The sequence below is a fragment of the Thiorhodococcus mannitoliphagus genome (assembly GCF_010915725.1).
GTDB lineage: Bacteria > Pseudomonadota > Gammaproteobacteria > Chromatiales > Chromatiaceae > Thiorhodococcus > Thiorhodococcus mannitoliphagus.
The window spans coordinates 36505-58045 of sequence record NZ_JAAIJR010000001.1 but is presented as its reverse complement, the minus strand read 5'-3'; the positions used below and the strand labels follow the sequence as shown (position 1 = coordinate 58045).

Annotated in this window: 21 protein-coding genes; 12 read left to right on the top strand and 9 right to left on the bottom strand. The window is 61.5% G+C overall.

Annotated features, from left to right (window positions below; all coding sequences use genetic code 11):
* Positions 1-42: 42 nt before the first annotated feature.
* From G3480_RS00260 to glyQ, 4 genes are read right to left on the bottom strand one after another with little or no spacing between them, the layout of a single operon-like run.
* Positions 43-759 (bottom strand): lysophospholipid acyltransferase family protein, encoded by a 717-nt coding sequence (locus G3480_RS00260; protein ID WP_164651653.1) that lies wholly within the window; start codon positions 757-759, stop codon positions 43-45.
* Positions 760-761: 2 nt separating this feature from the next.
* The gene (gene gmhB / locus G3480_RS00255) at positions 762-1298 is read right to left on the bottom strand and encodes a D-glycero-beta-D-manno-heptose 1,7-bisphosphate 7-phosphatase (RefSeq protein ID WP_338114019.1); all 537 of its coding nucleotides are present in this window, start codon (positions 1296-1298) and stop codon (positions 762-764) included.
* Positions 1299-1327: 29 nt separating this feature from the next.
* The gene (gene glyS / locus G3480_RS00250) at positions 1328-3406 is read right to left on the bottom strand and encodes a glycine--tRNA ligase subunit beta (protein WP_164651651.1); all 2079 of its coding nucleotides are present in this window, start codon (positions 3404-3406) and stop codon (positions 1328-1330) included.
* A gap of 13 nt (positions 3407-3419) precedes the next feature.
* The gene (gene glyQ / locus G3480_RS00245) at positions 3420-4325 is read right to left on the bottom strand and encodes a glycine--tRNA ligase subunit alpha (protein WP_164651650.1); all 906 of its coding nucleotides are present in this window, start codon (positions 4323-4325) and stop codon (positions 3420-3422) included.
* A 293-nt stretch (positions 4326-4618) separates the two neighbouring features.
* On the opposite strand from glyQ, the gene G3480_RS00240 reads away from it, so the two are divergent.
* From G3480_RS00240 to G3480_RS00215, 6 genes are all read left to right on the top strand, one after another.
* Positions 4619-5773, top strand: a complete 1155-nt coding sequence (locus tag G3480_RS00240; protein WP_338114018.1) for a cation diffusion facilitator family transporter — start codon at positions 4619-4621, stop codon at positions 5771-5773.
* Positions 5774-6257: 484 nt separating this feature from the next.
* Positions 6258-7661 (top strand): glutamate--ammonia ligase, encoded by a 1404-nt coding sequence (gene glnA, locus G3480_RS00235; RefSeq protein ID WP_164651648.1) that lies wholly within the window; start codon positions 6258-6260, stop codon positions 7659-7661.
* A 170-nt stretch (positions 7662-7831) separates the two neighbouring features.
* Positions 7832-8356 carry a DUF4124 domain-containing protein gene (locus G3480_RS00230; protein WP_164651647.1) on the top strand — a complete coding sequence of 175 codons (525 nt, stop codon included), beginning with the start codon at positions 7832-7834 and terminating at the stop codon, positions 8354-8356.
* Between the two features lie 228 nt (positions 8357-8584).
* Entirely contained in the window at positions 8585-9664 is a 1080-nt protein-coding gene (gene glnL, locus G3480_RS00225) for a nitrogen regulation protein NR(II) (protein ID WP_164651646.1), read from the top strand.
* On the top strand, positions 9657-11084 hold the full coding sequence (gene ntrC / locus G3480_RS00220) for a nitrogen regulation protein NR(I) (RefSeq protein WP_164651645.1): 1428 nt from the start codon (positions 9657-9659) through the stop codon (positions 11082-11084). The genes glnL and ntrC overlap by 8 nt, the downstream gene beginning before the upstream one ends.
* An 88-nt stretch (positions 11085-11172) precedes the next feature.
* Positions 11173-11574: a hypothetical protein gene (locus G3480_RS00215; protein WP_164651644.1), complete on the top strand. Its 402-nt coding sequence runs from the start codon at positions 11173-11175 to the stop codon at positions 11572-11574.
* 105 nt (positions 11575-11679) lie between these two features.
* Here G3480_RS00215 and G3480_RS00210 read toward each other — a convergent pair whose 3' ends face one another.
* Positions 11680-11904, bottom strand: coding sequence for a hypothetical protein (locus tag G3480_RS00210; protein WP_164651643.1), 225 nt, complete (start codon positions 11902-11904; stop codon positions 11680-11682).
* A 134-nt stretch (positions 11905-12038) separates the two neighbouring features.
* Here G3480_RS00210 and G3480_RS00205 point away from each other — a divergent pair, with 134 nt between their 5' ends.
* Positions 12039-12509, top strand: coding sequence for a tRNA (cytidine(34)-2'-O)-methyltransferase (locus G3480_RS00205; protein WP_164651642.1), 471 nt, complete (start codon positions 12039-12041; stop codon positions 12507-12509).
* Positions 12510-12522: 13 nt separating this feature from the next.
* Here G3480_RS00205 and G3480_RS00200 read toward each other — a convergent pair whose 3' ends face one another.
* From G3480_RS00200 to G3480_RS00185, 4 genes are all read right to left on the bottom strand, one after another.
* Positions 12523-13533 carry an NAD(P)H-dependent glycerol-3-phosphate dehydrogenase gene (locus G3480_RS00200; RefSeq protein WP_164651641.1) on the bottom strand — a complete coding sequence of 337 codons (1011 nt, stop codon included), beginning with the start codon at positions 13531-13533 and terminating at the stop codon, positions 12523-12525.
* Positions 13530-14006 (bottom strand): protein-export chaperone SecB, encoded by a 477-nt coding sequence (gene secB / locus G3480_RS00195; RefSeq protein ID WP_164651640.1) that lies wholly within the window; start codon positions 14004-14006, stop codon positions 13530-13532. Before secB ends, G3480_RS00200 begins: the two co-directional genes overlap by 4 nt.
* Before the next feature lie 165 nt (positions 14007-14171).
* The gene (locus tag G3480_RS00190; RefSeq protein ID WP_164651639.1) at positions 14172-14600 is read right to left on the bottom strand and encodes a rhodanese-like domain-containing protein; all 429 of its coding nucleotides are present in this window, start codon (positions 14598-14600) and stop codon (positions 14172-14174) included.
* 192 nt (positions 14601-14792) lie between these two features.
* Entirely contained in the window at positions 14793-15161 is a 369-nt protein-coding gene (locus G3480_RS00185) for an ArsR/SmtB family transcription factor (RefSeq protein WP_164651638.1), read from the bottom strand.
* A gap of 137 nt (positions 15162-15298) precedes the next feature.
* On the opposite strand from G3480_RS00185, the gene G3480_RS00180 reads away from it, so the two are divergent.
* From G3480_RS00180 to G3480_RS00160, 5 genes are all read left to right on the top strand, one after another.
* Positions 15299-16687 (top strand): murein hydrolase activator EnvC family protein, encoded by a 1389-nt coding sequence (locus G3480_RS00180; protein WP_164651637.1) that lies wholly within the window; start codon positions 15299-15301, stop codon positions 16685-16687.
* 198 nt (positions 16688-16885) lie between these two features.
* Positions 16886-18115, top strand: coding sequence for a quaternary amine ABC transporter ATP-binding protein (locus tag G3480_RS00175; RefSeq protein WP_164651636.1), 1230 nt, complete (start codon positions 16886-16888; stop codon positions 18113-18115).
* Positions 18112-18960: an ABC transporter permease gene (locus G3480_RS00170; protein WP_164651635.1), complete on the top strand. Its 849-nt coding sequence runs from the start codon at positions 18112-18114 to the stop codon at positions 18958-18960. Before G3480_RS00175 ends, G3480_RS00170 begins: the two co-directional genes overlap by 4 nt.
* A 138-nt stretch (positions 18961-19098) precedes the next feature.
* Positions 19099-19947 carry a glycine betaine ABC transporter substrate-binding protein gene (locus G3480_RS00165; RefSeq protein WP_164651634.1) on the top strand — a complete coding sequence of 283 codons (849 nt, stop codon included), beginning with the start codon at positions 19099-19101 and terminating at the stop codon, positions 19945-19947.
* 17 nt (positions 19948-19964) lie between these two features.
* Positions 19965-21404 carry a hypothetical protein gene (locus tag G3480_RS00160; protein ID WP_338114017.1) on the top strand — a complete coding sequence of 480 codons (1440 nt, stop codon included), beginning with the start codon at positions 19965-19967 and terminating at the stop codon, positions 21402-21404.
* The last annotated feature ends 137 nt before the right edge of the window (positions 21405-21541 follow it).

The window sequence follows — 21541 nt, the reverse complement described above, 5'->3', positions numbered from 1 at the left end:
GCCATCCCTGCAGCACCTGTCGCAGCGCCGGCGGTGCGTTCATCACTCGGTCGGCAGTTTCGCCACCGTCTTCTCGATCCATTCCTCGGCGAGGGCGTTGATCTTCGTCGCCTTGCGGCCGGCCGGCTCGATCAGTGGGCCGATTACGACGTCGATGATCCCGGGGCGTTTCATCAAGCTGCGGCGCCCCCAAAAAACGCCAGCATTGTGTGCGATCGGAAGGATTGGGCGGCCGCTTCGCTCGGCGAGTAATGCTCCACCGACGCCATAAGCGTGATGTGTTCCGGGTGCCACACGCGTTCCCTCCGGAAAGATGATGACGTTTCGTCCAGCGTTGAGACGCTCGGTGCCTTCCTGGATGAGCTTGGTGATCTCGCGCCGGCCAGCGGAGCGATCGATCGCAATTGGACGACAGCGCGTGAGCGCCCAGCCAAAGAAGGGGATTCGTGTCAGCTCTTGCTTCAGAACCCAGGATTGGTGCTCGGGGAGCAACACCCAAAAGGCGATGGTCTCCCACGCGGACTGATGCTTGGCAAGAACAACGACCGGCTCCTTGGGGAGATGCTCTAGCCCGGTGACGCGATAGCTCAGGCCGCAGAGTATCTTGAGTGCCCAGAGATTCGTATGCCCCCAGTACTTGGCAAGCCGATCTAGGAGCTTGGTGGCTGGCAGAATGCTCACACACAGCATCGCGATCGAGAATAGGAGGCTGGAGAGGACTAAGACGATTTGGTAGAGCAGCGAGCGGAAGAAGATCATAGCTATCCTTGATCCTTTAGAAGGGCGTCAGCGGCTGCGCTGAGATCTGGGTAGATGCGCACGTCCTCAAGCTCGGGTGTGGAGCTGGCGAGCGTACGCTCACCCTTTCCCGTTCTGAGCAGCCAAGGGGAAGCCCCGGCGGCCCGAGCAGCCCTGACGTCGGTAATGGAGTCGCCGATGAAAGGGACGGCGTCGAGAGAGCAACCCAAGCGGTCCGCGATCTCTTCGAGCAAGCCTGGAGCGGGCTTGCGGCAACGACAACCCGCCTCCGGCCCATGAGGGCAGAATGCGATCATCGCAATCTGACCGCCTTGCGCCGAGACCAGCGACCTGAGGTGCTGGTGCATGGCATTGAGTTCGGTGAGTTTGAAGAGGCCCCGGGCGACTCCGGACTGATTCGAGGCAACCGCGATGCGATACCCCGCGTGCGAAAGCCGCACGATGGCCTCAATGCTCCCTGGGATAGGAGTCCATTCCTGCACCGACTTGATGTAGGCGTCAGAGTCCTGATTGATGACCCCATCCCGATCCAAGATCACGAGGCGTCCTGCTGAGGATGGGGCCGATTTCACTGGAGCTTGGAAATATCAGCGACCTGTAGGAAGAGCGCCGAGAGCGATTGGAGCAAACCGATGCGATTGCGCCGTACCGCCTCGTCTTCGGCCATGACCATGACGTCTTCGAAGAACCGGTCCACGTCCTCTCGAAGATCGGCCAGCGTCCGCAAGACGCCGACATAGTCACGCTCGGCGACAAGAGGCGCAATCTGCGACGCCAGGGTCTTGATCCGAGATGCCAGTTGAATCTCCGCTGGATCGGATAGCAAGGCCTCCTCGACCCGGTTCGCGCCCTCTGGCGCGACCTCTGCTTTGACCAAGATGTTTCGGATCCGCTTGTTGGCTGCGGCGAGGCTTTCCGCTGCTGGCAGCTGCCGGAACTCCGCCACTGCCTTCACGCGACGATCCAGATCCCAAGGATTCGTGATACCGGTCTCGATCACCGCCTCGACGCTGTCGAACGACACGCCTTGATCGCCATAGTATCCGCGCAACCGATCCATCATGTAGCCCAGGACGTTCTCAACGACAGTGTCGCCGAGCACTCCCTCGGGGAATCCGCTCGCGGCCCGTTCAAGCAGGGATTTGAGGTCGAGGTCCAGCGGAGTCTCGATCAGCAGTCGGAGCACGGCAATGGACGCCCGTCTCAAGCCATAGGGATCCTTGGTCCCGGTCGGTTTGAGGCCGATCCCAAAGACGCCGACCAATGTGTCGAGCCGATCAGCAATGGCCAGGGCCAACCCACAGGGGCTCTTAGGCAAATCGTCACCTGCGAAGCGCGGCCGATACTGCTCTTCCATCGCGACGCAGACGCATGGGTCTTCGTTTGAACGCTCGGCGTAGTAGCGCCCCATGACCCCCTGCAGACTGGGAAACTCGAACACCATGGAGGTGACGAGATCGCACTTAGCAAGATGGGCCGCGCGCTCGATCAGTGTCGCATCCGTGCCGAGCACATCCGCCAGCTCGCGACCAAGGGCTCCCACCCGCTGACCCTTCTCCGCCAGGGTTCCGAGCTTGTCCTGGAACACAACACCTTCTAGCCGGAGCGCGAGGTCGGCAAGCGGCTGCTTAAGGTCTTGCGACCAAAAGAAGGCAGCGTCCTCGAAGCGCGGCCGGATGACGCGCTCGTTGCCTGATCTGACCTGAGCTGGATCACGGCTGACGATGTTCGCAACCACAATGAACTCCGCGCGAAGCGACCCTTGCGCGTCTTCCAAGGGAAAGTACTTCTGGTTGCTCTGCATGGTCTCGATGAGCACCTCGGAGGGAATCTCGAGGAAGCGCGCATCGAAACTGCACAGCAGCGCCTGCGGCCATTCGACCAAGGCCGTGACCTCGTCGAGCAGCGTCTCGTCCATGCGCGCCTTCAGGCTGTGCTCTGCCGCCAGGGTTTCGACCTGGCTCTGGATCAAGGCGCGCCTCGCCTCGAACGAGGGCTCCACGAAACCCGTCGTGCGCAGGCGCTCGGCATAGTCCAGCGCATTCTCGAGCGGGATGGGATCCGGATGATGGAAGCGATGTCCGAAACTGTGGTCAACCGTCTCCAGACCGAGCACCTTGCCCGGCACTCGCTCGGTCCCAAGCAGCATGCAGACCCAGTGAACCGGCCGCACGAACTCCTCCGAACCGGCTCCCCAGCGCATGCGTTTGGGAATAGGGAGACCCTCCAGCGCAGCCTCGGCCATGCTCGGAGCGAGCGTCGTGGTCTCCTTGCCAGGCGTGATGCTGCGATGGGTGAGCCAAACGCCTTTGTCTGTCTCTTCGCGCCCAAGCGCCTCGACCTCGACACCACAGGAGCGCGCGAAGCCGAGCGCTGCCTTGGTGGGTTGACCGTCCGCGTCGAAGGCCGCTTTGAGCGCAGGTCCACGTCGCAGCGTCTCCTGATCTGGCTGCCGCCGCTCGATACCGCGCACGAGCAGCGCCAATCTGCGCGGTGCCGCGAAGCCTTCGAGTGCATCGAAAGCAATGCCATTGCTCTCCAGCTGTGATCGCAAGCCATCGCCGAAGGCCTTCGAGAGCGTCGGGAGCGCGATGGGCGGAAGCTCTTCAGTCCCGATCTCGATGAGTAAGTCAGTGCGTGTGTCCAACGTTATCCCCTGGTCAAGACTGCAGCATGGGAAAACCCAGCGCTTCCCGCTTTTCGTAATAGGCTTGGGCAACGGCCCGTGAAAGTGTCCGCACCCGCAGGATGAATCTCTGGCGCTCCGTCACCGAGATGGCACCCCTTGCATCCAACAGATTGAAGGTGTGTGACGCCTTCAACACTTGCTCATAGGCCGGCAATGGCAGCCCGCGTTCGACCAGCGCGGCACTGATCCGCTCGTAGGTGTCGAACTGGTCGAAGAGCGCCTGCGTGTCCGCCACCTCGAAGTTGTAGGTGGATTGCTCGACCTCATTCTGGTGAAAGACGTCTCCATAGGTGACCGCAGCCTTCTCTCCACGGCTCCACACCAGGTCGTAGACGCTCTCGACCTCCTGGAGGTACATGGCGATCCGCTCCAAGCCGTAGGTGATCTCACCGGTCACGGGCCGGCAATCCAGTCCGCCCACCTGCTGGAAGTAGGTGAACTGCGTGACCTCCATGCCGTTGAGCCAGACCTCCCAGCCCAAGCCCCAGGCGCCGAGCGTTGGCGATTCCCAGTTGTCTTCGACGAAGCGAATATCGTGAACCAGTGGATCGATGCCCAGGCGCTTCAGCGACCCCAAGTAGAGATCCTGGATCTCCAGCGGTGAAGGTTTCAAAACGACCTGATACTGATAGTAGTGCTGCAGCCGGTTGGGATTGTTGCCATAGCGCCCGTCGGTTGGGCGCCGCGAGGGCTGAACGTATGCACTGCGCCAGGGTTCAGGTCCGATGGAGCGCAGAAAGGTCGACGGATGAAAGGTGCCAGCGCCGACCTCCATGTCGTAAGGCTGGACGACGACACAGCCACGCTCGGCCCAATAGCGTTCCAGTGCGAAGATGAGACCTTGAAAGGTCGAGAGGTCCTCGGATTCGAGACTCAAGATGGACTCCTGCGACGAGGTAATGAGTAAAACCGCACAGTATATTCGGTCGGCGCACTGGGTGCCGGGGTGCAGCACAGATCTCGGCGAGCCGCCGCTCAGCTCGCGTTTTGGAGTCCTAGGATCAGGGTCTTGAGGTCGCTATCTAGCCAGCTGCGACCTGTCGAAGAGGCAGGCCAAAGGGACGCGGGGCGGCAGCCGCCACGACCTGGCGTTTCCTGGGTCGGCTGCCGATGGTCGTGGTCGCGTATACTGAGCGGCTGTCTGGTCCCTACATCCCTGGAGTCTTTGTCGTGACCTCCGATCCATCCCTATCGACCGAGCGCCGCCAAGCCGTGACCCGCACCGCGATCGTCGGAGCTGTGGTGAACCTCTTGTTGTCGATCGTCAAGATCTTTGCCGGCGTCCTCGGCCACTCGCAGGCATTGGTCGCGGACGGCCTGCACTCACTCTCCGATCTCCTCTCCGATGTCCTGGTCCTTTTCGCCGGCCGTCATGCCACTCAGGGCCCCGACCAGAGCCATCCTTACGGCCATGCGCGATATGAGACCGTCGCGACCTTGGCACTGGGTTTTCTGCTCTTCGCGGTTGCTGTTGGGATCGGCTGGGACGCCGCCAACAGACTCTTCAACCCGACCGAGTTGCTCAGGCCGGACGCCCTGGCCTTGGCCGCGACTCTCGTCTCTATCGGCGCGAAGGAATGGCTCTATTGGTGGACCCTGGGGCACGCGAAGCGGGTTCGCTCCGATCTGCTGCGCGCCAATGCTTGGCACCATCGCACGGATGCCATCTCTTCGATCGTCGTCCTAGTCGGTATCGCGGGCACCATGGCCGGATTGCCCTACCTCGATGCCGTCGCCGCCTTCATCGTCGCCCTCATGATCGCTAAGATCGCCTGGGAGCTTGGCTGGGAGGCGACGAATGAGCTGGTCGACACCGGCCTCGGCTCGGATCGTCTCGCCGAGGTCACGGACACCATCCGCTCGGTGGGTGGCGTTCGCGATATCCACATGCTCAGAACTCGGCGGTCTGGCGGGCAAGCCTCGGCGGACGTTCACGTCCTCGTCGATTCGGATGTGAGCGTTTCCGAGGGCCACATGATCAGCGTCTTGGTCGAGCAGCGTCTAAAACGCGAGATCGACGAGATGACGGACGTGACCGTTCATATCGACCCGGAAGACGACGAGGTCGCGCCCCTATGCCCTTCGCTTCCGCTGCGCGCCGAGACCCTTGCAAGGCTGGCTTCCCACTGGTCCGAAATCCCCGCGGCCAATGAGCGTCAGCGCATCATCCTGCACTACCTTGCTTGCCAGATTGATGTCGATGTCTATTTCCCGATCACTGCCTGCCTACGAGAAGGCGCGGATCCGACCAGGCTGCGTGATGCCTTGCAAGAAGCGCTGAATGATGATCCCGCCTTTCGGGCAGTTCGGGTCTACTTTGGATAATGCTGCGCTATTATGGTGCGTTATTCGTCGCGATGCCTTTAGTTGGTGCGACCTCTGGGGTCGCGCTCGCCTGGGCGTCCGCCGATTGTCCCCTCGGACACTTCTGGAAACACCGAAGCGCCGATCCGTCCTCGTCTCGGCCTTTCTATAAACTTCTGTCTGAGAAGATTTTTTTCTTTCCTGAATCAGAGCGCCCGACTCCCCTTGAGCAGCAGAATCAACCAATGGCCGGCTGGCGTATTCGTTGCATGCGCGCTGAGAGGCAGTGAATGCGCTATCGGATTCCAGATGCCCCGGTCTTTCGCCGGGGCATTATTTATGCCTTGCAGGATTCGTGAGGTTGTCTTGACGAGTCGTGCAGCGCGATCCACGACCTGGTACGCTCCGGCGCCGAGGGCGCGCGCCTCTGGCGATCTTGTTGGTCGAGGCCTTGCTTTAGGCTCAGCCGGTCCAGCTTTGTAGAAACAGCATCGGAGACTATTAAATGACTGATGTCATTAAGATGATCAAAGACAATGAAGTGAAGTTCGTTGATCTTCGCTTTACGGACACTCGTGGTAAGGAGCAGCACGTCTCCATCCCTGCGACCATGGTCGACGACGAAATGTTCAAGGATGGGAAGATGTTCGACGGCTCTTCCATCGCTGGTTGGAAGGGGATCGAGGCGTCCGATATGGTCCTGATGCCTGAGGCTGAAACGGCTGTCATGGACCCCTTCACCGACGAGAACACCTTGATCATCCGCTGCGACATCCTCGAGCCCGAGACCATGACGGGCTACGAGCGTGATCCGCGCTCACTGGCTAAGCGTGCCGAAGCCTACATGAAGTCGACCGGCATCGCCGACACCGCCTTCTTCGGTCCCGAGCCCGAATTCTTCGTGCTTGACGACGTTCGCTGGGGTGCGACCATGGGTGGCGCCTTCTATAAGGTCGATTCCGAAGAGGCCGGATGGAACTCCGAGCGCGTCTTCCCGGACGGCAACATGGGTCACCGTCCAGGCGTCAAGGGCGGCTACTTCCCCGTCCCGCCCGTCGATTCCCTGAACGATCTCCGTGCCGCCATGTGTCTAACGCTCGAGGAGATGGGCGTCCCGGTCGAAGTGCACCACCACGAGGTCGCCACTGCGGGTCAGTGTGAGATTGGCACCAAGTTCGATACCCTGGTTGCCCGCGCCGACCAGAATCAGATTCTCAAGTACGTCATCCAGAACGTGGCGCATGCCTATGGCAAGACCGTCACCTTCATGCCCAAGCCCCTGGTCGGCGACAACGGTAATGGCATGCACGTCCACCAGTCCCTGAGCAAGGACGGTCAGAACCTCTTCGCTGGCGATAAGTATGGTGGCCTGTCCGACATCGCGCTCTACTACATCGGCGGCATTATCAAGCATGCTCGCGCACTCAACGCGCTGACCAACGCCTCCACCAATTCCTACAAGCGTCTCGTTCCGGGCTTCGAGGCTCCGGTCATGCTGGCGTACTCGGCGCGTAACCGCTCGGCTTCCATCCGCATCCCGCACTGCGCGAGCCCCAAGGGTCGTCGAATCGAGGTCCGTTTCCCGGATTCGATGGGCAACCCCTACCTCTCCTTCGCCGCGATGATGATGGCTGGCCTCGACGGCATTCAAAACAAGATCCATCCTGGCGATGCCATGGACAAGGACCTCTATGACCTGCCGCCCGAGGAGGCCAAGTCCATTCCCACGGTGTGCCCTTCCTTTGAGATGGCGCTCGAGGCCCTGGATAAAGACCGTGACTTCCTGACCGCTGGCGGCGTCTTCACCGACGACCTCATCGACGCCTATATCGGCCTCAAGATGGAAGAGATCACTCGCCTGCGGATGACCACGCATCCCGTCGAGTTCGACATGTACTACAGTTTGTAAGGACAGCGCGGACGCGGAGAATTTTCCTCCGGCCGCAGGCGCAGGGATGCGCCTGCATTCAAAGATCAGCCCTTTCCCCCGCTCAAGATCCTCCCACCCGCATCCTATTGTCCGCTGAACGGCAGCGGAATCCGGTTGTTCTGCCGATTGGCGTCGATTATCCTCTCTCTATGGTCAGCCGATACTTGATCATTGCCGCCGTTTTGGCGCCTTTTGCCGTCTCCGCCGAGATCTATCGCTGGGTGGACGATTCCGGACGGGTGCATTTTTCCGACCGCAGAAGTCAAGACTCGGCCAAGGTTGAGACCGTTCTGGATCAGGGGACCAATACCGAAAAAGCCCCCCCGGCCACTGCTGAGCCCGAGTCGCCAGACGCCCAGTTTCTCGGGCCCTACTCGACACTCGACATCGTCGCTCCTGCGGCTAACGAGACCCTGACGCAACAAGATGATGGCTTGCCCGTCAGCCTTATGGTCGATCCGCCGCTCATGGAAGGGCATCAGATGTCGATCCTGCTGGACCAAGCTCCTCTGCCCGTCGCGAACGGCGCGACCCAGTTCCGCTTAACGGGTGCTGCTCTGGGTAGTCATCGTCTGCAAATCCGGGTCCAGGGCGAGGGTGGCAGTACGGTCGCCCAGTCCGCTCCACGCCGTTTCCATGTTCAAAAGCCGGAGGAGCCGGGTCAGCTTCGCTGACTTTTCGCTTCCCATCCCTCCCCGCCAGAGTCCTGTGTCCGCAGACGAACTGTGGTCAGAATTTTTCTGGTACTTTAATTGCTTTATCTGCCTGGCTAGATCAAGCCTAGGCGGGAACTGCATGATGTGCCTTCCTCGGGATTGCTGTTGATCCCCCCGGTGATTCGGCGCACTTCCGTCCTGCCTTTATCACCCAGAAAACGCAGTCAGCCACTTGGAATCAGCTCGATGACGACTCTAGCGGCCACGCCGGCTCTTGAGCGGATGATCCTGGATCATCTGAATACCGCCGTCATGTTGTTCGATAAGGACCTCTATCTCAAGTACATCAATCCAGCGGTCGAGGTCTTGTTCGAGGTCAGCTCGCGACACCTCGTCGGTCAGCACGTCTCCGCTGTGCTTCCCTGTCCGGACTACCACGCCGAAGAGCGTCTTACAGAAGCCATGAGGACGCGCCACCCCTTCACCGAGCGCGAAATCAATGTCCGGCTCCCGGACGCCCGCACCAAAACAGTGAACTGCACCGTGCTGCCCTTGCACCATTTCGAGGCAGAGCCGGAGATCCTCGTCGAACTCTACCAGGTCGATCGCCAGCTACGTATTACGCGCGAAGAGCAGCTTCTCTCTCAGCACCAGGCGACTCAGGCACTCATTCGCGGCTTGGCGCACGAGATCAAGAACCCGCTCGGCGGCTTGCGCGGTGCGGCGCAGCTGCTCGAACAGGAACTGCCCGACCCCGCCTTGCGCGAGTACACCCGCATCATCATTGGTGAGGCGGATCGTCTGCAGTCCTTGATGAATCGCATGATCGGGCCGAACCTCATGCCTCGCCGTGGACGCGTCAATATCCACGACGTCCTCGAGTATGTCGGTGGCCTGATCCTGGCCGAATCGCCGCGCGGTCCGGCGGTCATCCGCGACTACGACCCCAGTATCCCGGACTTTATCGCGGATCAGGAGCGGCTCATCCAGGCCTTTCTCAACATTGCTCGCAACGCGGCCGCCGCTGCAGGTGTCCAGGGGCACGTCGAGCTGCGCACGCGCGTCTTGCGCCAATTCACCATCGGCAATCGCCGTCATCGCCTGGTGCTTCTGGCCCAGATCCGTGACGACGGACCTGGTATTCCAGACGAGCTTCGCCATCAGATCTTCTTCCCCATGGTGTCGGGACACCAAGGCGGCACGGGACTCGGCCTGCCAATCGCTCAAGAGCTGATCAATCAGCACGCCGGTTTGATTGAATGCGAGAGTCGCCCAGGCGAAACGACCTTCTTTGTCTACCTGCCGTTGGAGCGAGAAGATGCATAGGGAGCCCAATATCTGGGTCATCGACGATGACCGCTCGATCCGCTGGGTGCTTGATCGTGCCTTGCGCAAGGCCGAGATGAACGTCACCTGCTTTTCGAACGGTGTCGGTGTGATGGAGGCGCTCCAGCGCGAACAGCCAGACGTCATCCTTACTGATGTGCGCATGCCGGGTATTGATGGACTCGAGCTGCTGCGTCAGGTCTCGGATCGCTATCCCGGATTGCCGGTCATCATCATGACCGCGCACTCGGATCTCGACAGCGCCGTCTCGGCCTTCCACGGCGGTGCCTTTGAGTATCTGCCGAAACCCTTCGATCTCGACGAGGCCGTCTCTCAGGTGACGCGGGCCTGTCGTCGCGGCCGGGACGAGCGTGCGGAGGACATCACCGTTGCCCAGGGCACGGACATCATCGGCGAAGCGCCCGCGATGCAGGACGTCTTCCGTGCCATTGGTCGCCTCGCCCGGTCCAACATCACGGTGTTGATCAATGGCGAGTCGGGCACCGGCAAAGAGCTGGTAGCCCACGCCTTGCACCGCCATAGCCCGAGGAGCAACGGGCCCTTCATCGCGCTCAACATGGCGGCCATCCCGAGGGATCTCTTGGAGTCGGAGCTGTTCGGCCACGAGCGCGGCTCTTTCACGGGTGCCCAGACACGTCGCGAGGGCCGCTTCGAGCAAGCCAATGGCGGAACGCTCTTCCTGGACGAGATCGGCGACATGCCGGCCGAACTGCAAACGCGCCTCCTGCGCGTGCTCGCGGACGGAGAGTTCTATCGTGTCGGTGGCCTAGCACCCATCAAGGTCGACGTGCGCATCATCGCAGCAACCCATCAGAAGCTCGATGAGCTTGTCCGCCAAGGGCGGTTCCGTGAAGACCTCTTCCATCGCCTCAATGTCATTCGCATCCAGCTACCGGCCTTGCGTGACCGGCGCGAGGACATCCCTGCGCTCATGCGCCACTTTCTCGCCCAGGCCGCCCAAGAGCTGAGCTGCGAACCCAAGGTGCTCCTTCAGGATGCGATCGATCAGCTCCAGCGCTTGGATTGGCCCGGCAACGTGCGCCAGTTGGAGAATACGGCGCGCTGGGTCACGGTCATGGCCTCCACGAAACAGATTCATGCCGAGGACCTGCCGCCTGAGCTGAGCGCGCCGGCCGCGGAGCAAACCCGCGATGAGCCCTGGGAGAGCGTGCTGCGGCGCTGGGCCAGGAACGCCCTCAAGCAGGGAAACCAGGCGCTCCTCGACACAGCCCTTCCCGCGTTCGAGCAAATCCTCATTCAGACGGCCCTCGAGCACACCGGAGGGCGACGCCAAGAGGCTGCGCGCCTCCTGGGCTGGGGACGCAACACCCTGACGCGTAAAATAAAGGAGCTGCGTCTGGACTCGGATGGCGAGCCGGAAGACCGGTCGGCGTCATAGGGCAAATGAGGGTTGCAGGCGTCTCCCAGTCTCACTGGATTTACCTTAGACTCTCAGACCCTAAGCGGCCGTCACAGAGGAGATTTAGGTGGACCATATCAGCGTTGACCTTAGAGGTTCCGAAATCTCGGACATCAAGCTTGAGCAGGGGCGCTTCGAGCTGACCTTCTCGCGCGCCTATCTGATCAAGACAATGACCGGCTCGCTCGAGAAAACGCGTTGGTGGCAGGCTGGAGCCTTGGTGATCGAAGAGGCCGAACTCGAGGGCGTAGCCCCGGGTGGTCCGCAGCGCTGTGCTGGCGGTGATATCGAGGACAATATCTACACCTACCGCGATATGGTCCCGGTGCCTCTGGAAAGTCGTGGACGGGTTGGCTGCCGTTTACAGCTGCAGGGAGTTGCCGAGCCGCTGATCGTCAGTGGCACAGCGATCCGGCTAGAGATGCAGGACGTCCCCAAGTACATTGAGCACATCCGCCCCGATGCATAGGCGAGCGCGACCGAGGTGCCCGGCCCAGAGACGACAAAGCCCGCGCCGAGGCGCGGGCTCATCACTCAATCCGCGGCGCTCTTGCCGAGGCCGCGTGGTCAGCCCTCAGAGACGGGAGGATCCGACGATCTCATGGGCGATGTCGACGACGCGATTCGCCATGTCCATATAATCCTGCCGATAATTCGCGAGCATCCCTTCGGACGATGCCCAATAATCCTTGCCTGAAATGCCATTCTGATGCTCGTAGTCGATGAACTCTTTCTGCATCTCGAGCATTTTGTCGATCAGTTCCTGCTTTTCTTTTTTCAGCGCGGCGATATCGCTCATGAAGGTGTCCCCCATCATAAAGTGGGCTGATGATGCAATAGGTTTTCAGTAGATACTGATCTCTTAATATAGCATGCGACTGGGAAAAGCGGTCAACAGATCTGTCCAGGAGCGTCAAGCCAAAGATCACTAGAATGTTCGAGCTGATTCTCTACGAGCCCGAGATCCCGCCCAACACAGGCAACGTGATGCGGCTTGCCGCCAACAGCGGCGCTCGACTGCACTTGATCGAGCCGCTCGGGTTTTCGCTCGATGACCGCCTGCTGCGCCGTGCCGGTCTCGACTACCGCGAGTGGGCGGACGTTCAGGTGCATGCATCGCTCGCCGCTTGCTTGGATGGCTTGGGTCAGCGACGCGTCTTCGCCGTCAGCACCCGAGGTGCGCGTTGCTACACCGACCTGAGCTACCAATCTGGAGACGCCTTCCTGTTCGGTCCAGAGACCCGGGGCCTGCCGGACGCCGTGCTTCAGTCGTTGCCAGCAGGGCAACGCCTCTTCCTGCCCATGCGCCCGGGGAATCGGAGTCTCAACCTGTCCAACTCGGTCGCCATCCTGATCTATGAGGCCTGGCGACAACAGGCCTTCGCGGGTGCTCAGCGGAGCTGAGCCAAGCGACGAATCACCCGAACTCGGGTTTGGGCTCCCGCTCCAAGAGGGCGCGGGTGGCCTCTTGGGGTGACACCTGCTCGTAGAGAACCCGATAGACCTGGCTGGCAATGGGCATCTCGATGCCAAGCCGCTCCGAAAGCCGGTGAATGGCCATGGCCGTGATAACCCCCTCGACCTCCTGTCCGATGACCGCCCTAGCCTCATCGACGGATTGGCCGCCCGCCAGGGCAAGGCCCATGCGTCGATTGCGGGATTGGTCGTCTGTGCAGGTCAGCACCAGATCACCCATACCAGCCAGACCGGTGAAGGTCTCCGGCCGGCCTCCCAGGGCGGTGCCGATGCGAATCAGCTCCGCGAGGCCGCGCGTAATGAGCGCGGCCCGGGTATTGGCGCCGAAGCCAAGACCATCGGCGATGCCCGTGGCGATCGCCAACACATTCTTGGCAGCACCACAGATCTCGACTCCGACCATATCCTCGCTCGTGTAGGCGCGGAAGCGCCCACCATGCAGCAATTGCGCGGTCCGCTTGGCGAAGCCGTCATCGTTGGCGGCAACGGAGACGGCCGTCGGCAATCCCCTTGCGACCTCGCCGGCGAAGCTCGGCCCGGAGACCACGGCCAGGGGCCGAGCGTCGAGCACCTCTTGCGCGACCGTGTGAAGCAGTTGCCCCGTGTCCGATTCCAGCCCCTTGGTCGCCCAGGCGACGCCAAGCCCGGGCGGAAGCCGAGATGCGAGCTGAGAGCACACTTGTCTGAAGGCGTGACTGGGCACAACGACCAGACAATCGGTTGCGTCAGCCAGGGCCTCATCGAGCGAAGCCGTGGCCGTCATGGTGGCCGGAAATGGGAATCCGGGCAGGAACTGCGTGTTCTGCCGCTCCTGCGTAATGGCCTCGATCTGCGCGGCCTCGTGTCCCCAGAGCCGCACGCTATGCCCGTTGCGGCACAGCTGGAGGCCGAGCGCGGTCCCCCAGGAGCCGGGTCCGAGCAGTGCGACTCTGGCTGAGGCCTCGGTACTCAATGTTGACTCGGCTTGTCAACGCCGGCTTGGCCCTGAGCGGCGGCCTGTTGATGCTGAGCGAAGAGCGCGTCGAAGTTCACGTGCTGCAACACCAGCTGCGGGAAGCTTCCCTTGATCACCAGGTCGGAAACGACCTCCCGAGCGTAGGGAAAGAGTAGATTCGGGCAGTAGGCACCGAGAAGCGGGCCGAGCTCCTGCTCGGAGAAACCGGCCGTCGTGAAGATCCCAGCCTGTTGGACCTCAACGATGAAAGCGGTCTTGTCCTCGATCTTCGCGGAGACCGTGACATTGAGCACAACCTCGTAGACGTTGTCGTCAAGCTTGTTGATCTTGGTGTTGAGGTTCAGCTCATGCGTCGGCTTCCACTCGCCGCGGAAGACGTCGGGCGCGTTGGGTGACTCGAAAGAGACGTCCTTGGTGTAGACCCGTTGTACGGAAAATTGACGTTGGTTACTGTTCTGTTCTTCGGCCATGCCGGCTCCTGAGATGGCTAGAGTGAGTAAGGTGGCTAGAGTGCGAGGGGTCCGGTTGTTCCGGAGATGAGGCGATTTCTGTCACAGCGCATAGCTGCTGACTTGCCTCGATTCGGCACCTTGATTCGGCAATAGGCACTGGTAGCGGATGTTCTGCCAATCGCCTTATCGCTTCTTCCGCGTCAACGGCAGGCTTGCGGCCTCCCAGGCCATGATGCCGCCTTGCAGGTTGAAGACTTCTTCGAACCCGGCCTTGCGCAGTTGGCCGCAGGCCATCGAAGACTGTGATCCCGAACGGCAGTTGACGATAATCGGCCGATCCTTGTACTTGCTCAAGGTTGCCATCTGGTTCTTGAAGCCGTTCATCGGGATGTTAAGGGCGTTGATGATGTGCCCTTTCGCGAAATCTGCGGCCGGACGAACGTCGATGACGACGGCGTCGCGGTGATTGACCAGCTCGGTTGCCTGCAGCGGGCCGACGCTTCCCTTGCTACCGACGATGAGGTTATACGTCAGCAGCCCGAGAATGACGACGAGGGCCAGGAACAAAAGCCAGTGGTTTCCAACGAACTCGACGAGCTGGTCTAAAGGCATCGGTGTGCTGTCTCACTCAGGGTTGTGGCGCCGCGCAGGATTCGGGCAGAGGTGCTGCGGAGGCGGCGCATCGGTGCGGGGATTGCGGGAGCCGATTCTGGCTCTCAGGCGATCCGAGGTTCTCAAAGGCGGAGAAGTATAAGGATCAAGGGCTTCGGCGTCACCCTGATGAGGAGGTGAATCGCGGGACGTTCAGCGACTCTGATGGCAGAAGACCTCTCGCATCATGCCGATCAACTGCAGGGTTCTTCCATCGCTAACGCGGTAATAGACTCGATTTGCGTCCTTGCGCGAGGCGAGGATCCCCTTGTCGCGCAGGATGGCAAGGTGCTGAGAGATGTTGCTCTGCGACGTCCCCACGTGGTCCACGATTTCTTGTACGCTGATCTCCTGATCCCCAAGCGTACAGAGGATCTTCAAGCGCAGCGGATGCGACATGGCCTTCAGAGACCGCGACGCTCGCTCGATGTCAGCGTCATCCGCAAAGAGATCCACCTCTCCCCCGTCTTTCTCGGGTAGATTCAAAACCGGGTGGGAAGGATGCCTGAGGTCGCTTACCATTGAGAACCGCATCTAATCAATTTATCACCATACAATAATAAACTCTTTTCTCGTCGGGTGCGAAGCGCTTGCGTATGCCTAAGTGCCCGAGCGACTAGCGCTGATGCTCACGGCCATGGGGCGTCGCAGGATTTTGGATGGTATCGAGGCTCAGTCTTTCTTCTGCGTTTTTCTCCTGCTCGATCCAGAGCTGGCTCGGGGAGGCCTGTGCGTCCTGCCGCGGCCGGGTGCTGCTGCGGACCTTTGTCCTCGGCGGTCCACTTCTGGCCATCATCCTTGCCCCCAGCCTCGCGATGGCGGAGGGGGACATTGATGCCAAGCTCCAAGAGAGCGAGCAGGATCTCGGCAAGATCGAGCACCGGGTCGACTCACTCACCCGTGAACTCGTTGGTCGTCGAGAGGATCGCAAGGCACTGATCGCCGAACTCGAGGCGCGCGAGCGCAATGTCGCTGAGCTTGCTTTGGCCAACCGCGAACTCGAGCGTTTGGTCGAGGAGCACCAGCGCATTGCCGTGGAGCTGCGCGCACGCCAGGCAGAGGAGCGCCGCGCGCTGGCCGGCGAGGTCGATCAGCTTTCCGATCTGCTTCGTACGGCCTACGTCATGGGCCGTGCTGATCGCCTACGCCTGCTCTTGAATCAAGAAGACCCAACCCAGGCGAGCCGCGTCATGTCTTACTTCGCCTACTTCAACCGCGAGCGTCTTCGGCGCATTCTTGCCGTTCAGCAATCGGCCGAGCGGCTGGACGCCCTGGCACTCGACGCCGAGGCCGAGGCGTCTCGGCTCGCGGAACTCGCCCGCAGCCAGGAAGCAACGCACCGACGCCTCCTCTCTGCCAAGGAGCGCCGGGCTAAGGTCCTACAGCAGCTCGAGGCGAGCATCCAAAGTCGCACCGAGACGCTGGACGTCCTCAATCAGGACGCGGAGTCGCTGAAGCTGCTGGTCAAGCATTTGCGCCAGAAGGCCCAGATCAGCGCCGAGCTGGACATTGATCACGATCCCTTCCCCGTGCGGAAAGGCAGGCTGGCTTGGCCGATTCTCGAGGGTCGAGTCCTGGCCAATTTCGGCACCCGCAAAGAGGATTCGGATCTGGACTGGGACGGGGTCTTGCTCGCCGCCGAGGCGGGCGAGGAGGTCCGGGCCGTGAGCGACGGACGCGTGCTCTACGCAGATTGGCTTCGTGGCTTCGGGCTCCTCTTGGTGCTCGACCACGGTGACGGCTACATGACGCTCTACGGTCATAATGAGGCGCTACTGCGAGAGGTCGGCGAATGGGTTTCGACGGGCGAGCCGATTGCACTCACGGGCAACAGCGGTGGCCGCGCGGATCCGGTCCTCTATTTCGCGATTCGCAAGGACGGCCGCCCGCAAGACCCAGCCAAATGGTGCGCCATGCCAGGCCGTCGGCGCGCGCAGCTGGAACTAGACGGATACAGCCTCTCCCCGAGGACGCTTCGCACGGCGCTGCTGGATAAAGCCTCCGCCAAGCACTCGAAAATACGCAAGATTCCCCTCGCCTTGCGATAATCATTGAATGTCTGTAGGGTAATTTAGTCAGACGTGGCAGGCATCTGTTCCTGCTCACGCCATCGTCTCGATGCCCGCCGGATATTCAGGAGCAACCTGCCGGTCGATCGAGACACGCAGCGTCTCTCGCTGCAAGTCAAGCCGTGATGTCGCAGCGCGCCATCACACGTCAAGTATCCGTGCAGGACACCCGGGGCCATGCCCGCAGAACAATCCGTGAAGATCGCCGTGCGCGGTCTAACCAAGGTCTTCGGCGATTCGTCGGATGAGGCCCTGGCGCTGCTGCGCCAGGGTGCCTCCAAACAGCAGATTCTCGACAAGACCGGTCAGGCTGTCGGTGTGGCTGATGCCAACTTCGATGTCTACGAAGGCGAGATTCTGGTCATCATGGGCCTCTCCGGGAGCGGCAAATCGAGCCTCATCCGCTGCCTCAATCGCCTCAACGAGCCCACCTCAGGCGAGATCCTGATCGACGGCGAAGACATCGTCGGGCTGGGGCACCGGGATCTCCTGCGACTGCGCCGCCAGAAGTTCGGCATGGTCTTCCAGCATTTCGCCCTCTTTCCGCACCGCAGCATCCGCGACAACGTCGAGTACGGGCTCGAGATTCAAGGCATCGCCGCCGAGGAGCGGGCCGAGCGGGCAACAATCGCGCTCAAGCAAGTGGGCTTGGAGGGCTGGGAAGACGCCATGCCCGGCCAGCTCTCTGGCGGCATGCAGCAGCGCGTCGGCCTGGCGCGGGCGCTTGCCGTCGACCCTGACGTCCTCTTGATGGACGAAGCCTTCTCCGCCTTGGATCCACTGATTCGGCGCGACATGCAGCAAGAGCTGGTAGCGCTTCAAAGCCGGATGCGGAAGACCATTGTCTTCATCACCCACGATCTCGACGAAGCGCTCTTCCTGGGAAACCGCATCATCCTGATGAAGGATGCGCGGATCGAGCAAGTCGGCACGGCGGAGGAGATCCTGTCGGCGCCTGCAACCCCCTATGTCGAGCGCTTCGTCGCCGAAGTCGACAAGAGCAAGGTACTGACGGCAAGCTCGGTGATGCGGCGCCCGCGCTCGGTGGCCTTTGTCAGCGATGGACCCCGCACCGTGCTGCGCAAGATGGAAGACGAAGATCTCAACCTCCTCTGCGTGGTCGAGCCCGATTTCAGGCTGCGAGGCGTGATCCGGGATGAGGTCGCCTTGGCGGCGGCGCAGCGCGGCGACAAGTCCATCAAGGACATCATCGAGCCCGGTGTGACGCCGGTTTCGCCGGAGACGCCGGTGCGCGATCTTTTCGCGCCGCTATCGCAGACCAGTCTGCCGGCGCCTGTCGTGGATGCCTCCGGAATCTTGAAGGGCATCGTGATCCGGGCCTCACTCCTGCAGGGCCTCGCGGAGCAGACCATCGTCTCCGACGAGATCCAGGAGGAGGCGGCATGATCGAGATCCCGCCCATCCCCCTCGCGGAATGGATCGACGACGGCCTCGACGTCCTCACCGATCACTTCGCCGACGCAACCAAGGTGGTCTCCGACGTCATGGAGAGCGGCATCGAGGGCACCGTCGACGGCCTCATGTGGCTGCCGCCCTGGGTGACCATCATCGCCCTCGGCCTTCTCGCCTGGCGCTTGGCTGGCGTCCGAACCGCCGTTTTCGCGGTGCTGGGCTTCGCCCTGCTCTGGAACCTGGGGCTCTGGGAGCCGACCCTGCAAACCTTGGTGCTGGTGCTGATGGCGACACTGATCGCCGTGGCGATCGGGACACCCTTGGGGGTGGCGGCTGCGCTCTCATCCACGGCCTACCGTGTGATCTTCCCAGTCCTCGATTTCATGCAGACGATGCCGGCCTTCGTCTATCTCATCCCGGCCATCCCCTTCTTCGGACTGGGTCCCGTGGCGGCGGTCTTCTCGACGGTGATCTTCGCCATGCCGCCAGCGATCCGCCTGACCACGCTGGGCATTCGTCAGGTGCCGGCCGACCTGGTCGAGGCCGCCGACGCCTTCGGCTCCACCAAGTGGCAGAAGTTGACCAAGGTGCAGCTGCCGCTCGCCGTTCCGACCATCATGGCCGGTATCAACCAGACCATCATGCTCGCCCTGTCCATGGTCGTGATTGCGGCGATGATCGGGGCGCAGGGACTCGGCGGCGAGGTCTGGCGAGCCATCCAGCGCAACGAGGCCGGCATGGGATTCGAGGCCGGCATCGCCGTCGTCATCCTGGCCATGGTTCTGGACCGCATCACCCAGGGCGTCACGCGACGCAATCAGCCCGGTTCCACAGCATAAGGCGCGAATCCAAGCGGCTTGGGGCCTAAGACGCGCTCCGACCGCCCAGATCTCCGGTCCGCACGTCAGGGATCGGTTCTCCAAAGAGTGAGGCCCTGTGCCTCGCGACGCTCATCACATCAAGAGGAGTTCATCGTCATGATGCAGAAACTAATGGCTGCAGCCGCCGCAACGGCACTGACAGCCTTGGGTCCCTTGGCGATTGCCGGGGACAAGGGCGAGGTGGAACTCGCCTATGTCGAGTGGTCCAGTGAGGTCGCCAGCACCAACTTGGTGAAGGCTGTCCTCGAGGACATGGGCTACGACGTCAAGATCACCCCGGTCTCCGCAGCCGCCATGTGGCAGGCGGTGGGCACGGGCGACGTCGACGGCATCGTCGCGGCTTGGCTGCCGACCACCCATAAGCACTACCTCGAAAAGGTCGCCGACCGCGTCGACGACCTTGGCCCGAATCTCGACGGCACCCGCATCGGTTTGGTCGTGCCCGCCTACGTCGAGATCGAATCCATCGACGCCTTGAACGCCGCCGCCGACAAGTTCGATGGCAAGATCATCGGCATCGATCCCGGGGCCGGCTTGATGAGCAAGACCGAGCAGGTCATCAAGGACTATGGGCTGACCGACATGGACTTGGTGGAAGGCACCGGCCCGATCATGACGGCCGTGCTTGGCGATGCCATCGAGGACAACGAATGGGTTGTCGTCACGGGCTGGACGCCGCACTGGATGTTCGCCAAATACGACCTCGAATACCTTGACGATCCCAAAGGCATCTACGGCGGCAAAGAGCAGATCCATACCATCGTTCGCAAGGGACTCAAGGACGACATGCCTGAGGTTTACGCCGTCCTCGATAACTTCTCTTGGACGCCGGAGCAGATGGCCGAACTCATGATCTGGAACCAGGAGAAGCGGTCCGATCCCTATGCTAACGCTGAGCGGTGGATCGAGGAGAATGCCGCCCTTGTCGAGTCTTGGAAGCCATGAGCAGTGAGCGGACTGAAGTGACCAAGAGACAGCACCGGAGCGGCCTGGGAGCGAAGCAGCGGATCTTGGCGGCGATGGTGTTCGGCGGACTGGGAACCTTTGCCCCCATGGCTTTCGCGGCCGATACGGACGCCTTGGAGCAGCGGGTTATCGACCTGCGTCGCCAGCTCGCGGCGGCGGAGCAGGCACTCGCGGAGGCGAAGGGCGAGCCGGCGCCGATGGCTGCTCCGGGCGTTGCGCTGGAGGTCGCCGAAACGGCGCTGGAGGAAGATACGACCTTCAAGATCGGTCCGGTCAAGATCGGCGGCGCGATGCGCGTCAACTATGTGCTCGGCAGCTATGAGGGTTATGACGACGGCCCCAATCGCGGCGGCAACGGCGGCAACGTCGAACTCGACACCTTTCGGATCAATCTGGCGCTGGACTACAACAATATCATCGGCGCCCTCGAGTACCGCTGGTATCCGGCTGGAAGCGGCGAAAGCTACAACTTCATGCAGTCGGGGTGGCTCGGCTATCGCTTCGCCGACGCGAGCGAGGTCAAGGTCGGACTGAATCGGGTGCCTTTCGGGCCCGGCCCCTATGGCGTCTCGCAGAGCTGGTTCTTCGATCAGCACTACTACGTCGGCCTGTCGGACGATCTGGATGTCGGTGTGAAATACACCACCTCTATCGACGACTGGACCTTGGACGTTGCCTACTATGTCGCGAGCGAGCCGGGATTCTTTGGACGTAGCCTCGAAAGCGCCCGCTACAGCTATGATGCGGTGCGCTGGACCAAGTCCGCAGATGCGCAAGGCAATGTGTCCTACGGCGGCGCGCACAATGGCTTCGATGAGCGCAATCAGCTAAACCTGCGCGCCATCTATGGCCTGACCGATGCGCAAGTCCCGACCGACATCGGCTTCTCGCTGCAATACGGCCAGCTGAAGGGGCAGCGCACCGACGACGGCAGTCATTGGGCCGCCTCTGCGCACATGGTCAATCATTTCGACAATTGGACTCTAGCCACGCAGTTGACCCGCTACGAGTACGATATCGACGCCGAAAACCCCTGGGGCACGGATACCTTGGTACCCATGGGTGCCTACGATTTCTCCTGGCCCGCTGCGGCCAAGGCGTGGATCCCGGCGGCATCACTGAGCTACAAGCGTGAGACGCCGCAGATCCCCTGGCTCGATTATGTCCTGCCCTACGTGGAGTACAGCAGCATCGTCAAGGACGAGAGCGACTTCAACAACAGCGACATGTTTGTCGTCGGTGCAGCCTGGGCAAGCGGCGGCTGGTACATCTACAGTGATCTGGCGTATTCCAACGGTAACTACTTCGTTGGCAACGAAGCGGCCGACGGTGGATCCGACGACTACGGCAGCCTTTATGGCGTCGGAGACTTCGGCGCCAATGGGAACGACGATTGGAACTACAGGTTCAACTTGAACCTGGGCTACTACTTCTAGCCAGCCTCCTTCCAAGAAACCTCAGTCTCGGAGTCGCTCCATGCCCACGCGGCAACACAACCGCCGGTGGAGCGACTCGTCGATTCGCAGGCCGATCGCGGGATGCCGCAGGCCCAGGTATCCCGCGATCGGAACTT

Coding starts and splice junctions, on each gene's coding strand:
- G3480_RS00190 (WP_164651639.1), bottom strand. CDS start 14,600: ATGCCTTTAGACCAGCTCGTCGAGTTCGTTGGAAACCACTGGCTTTTG.
- G3480_RS00185 (WP_164651638.1), bottom strand. CDS start 15,161: ATGGTAAGCGACCTCAGGCATCCTTCCCACCCGGTTTTGAATCTACCC.
- G3480_RS00230 (WP_164651647.1), top strand. CDS start 7,832: ATGGTCAGCCGATACTTGATCATTGCCGCCGTTTTGGCGCCTTTTGCC.
- G3480_RS00210 (WP_164651643.1), bottom strand. CDS start 11,904: ATGAGCGATATCGCCGCGCTGAAAAAAGAAAAGCAGGAACTGATCGAC.
- G3480_RS00260 (WP_164651653.1), bottom strand. CDS start 759: ATGATCTTCTTCCGCTCGCTGCTCTACCAAATCGTCTTAGTCCTCTCC.
- ntrC (WP_164651645.1), top strand. CDS start 9,657: ATGCATAGGGAGCCCAATATCTGGGTCATCGACGATGACCGCTCGATC.
- G3480_RS00180 (WP_164651637.1), top strand. CDS start 15,299: ATGGTATCGAGGCTCAGTCTTTCTTCTGCGTTTTTCTCCTGCTCGATC.
- secB (WP_164651640.1), bottom strand. CDS start 14,006: ATGGCCGAAGAACAGAACAGTAACCAACGTCAATTTTCCGTACAACGG.
- glnA (WP_164651648.1), top strand. CDS start 6,258: ATGACTGATGTCATTAAGATGATCAAAGACAATGAAGTGAAGTTCGTT.
- G3480_RS00175 (WP_164651636.1), top strand. CDS start 16,886: ATGCCCGCAGAACAATCCGTGAAGATCGCCGTGCGCGGTCTAACCAAG.
- G3480_RS00165 (WP_164651634.1), top strand. CDS start 19,099: ATGATGCAGAAACTAATGGCTGCAGCCGCCGCAACGGCACTGACAGCC.
- G3480_RS00205 (WP_164651642.1), top strand. CDS start 12,039: ATGTTCGAGCTGATTCTCTACGAGCCCGAGATCCCGCCCAACACAGGC.
- G3480_RS00170 (WP_164651635.1), top strand. CDS start 18,112: ATGATCGAGATCCCGCCCATCCCCCTCGCGGAATGGATCGACGACGGC.
- glnL (WP_164651646.1), top strand. CDS start 8,585: ATGACGACTCTAGCGGCCACGCCGGCTCTTGAGCGGATGATCCTGGAT.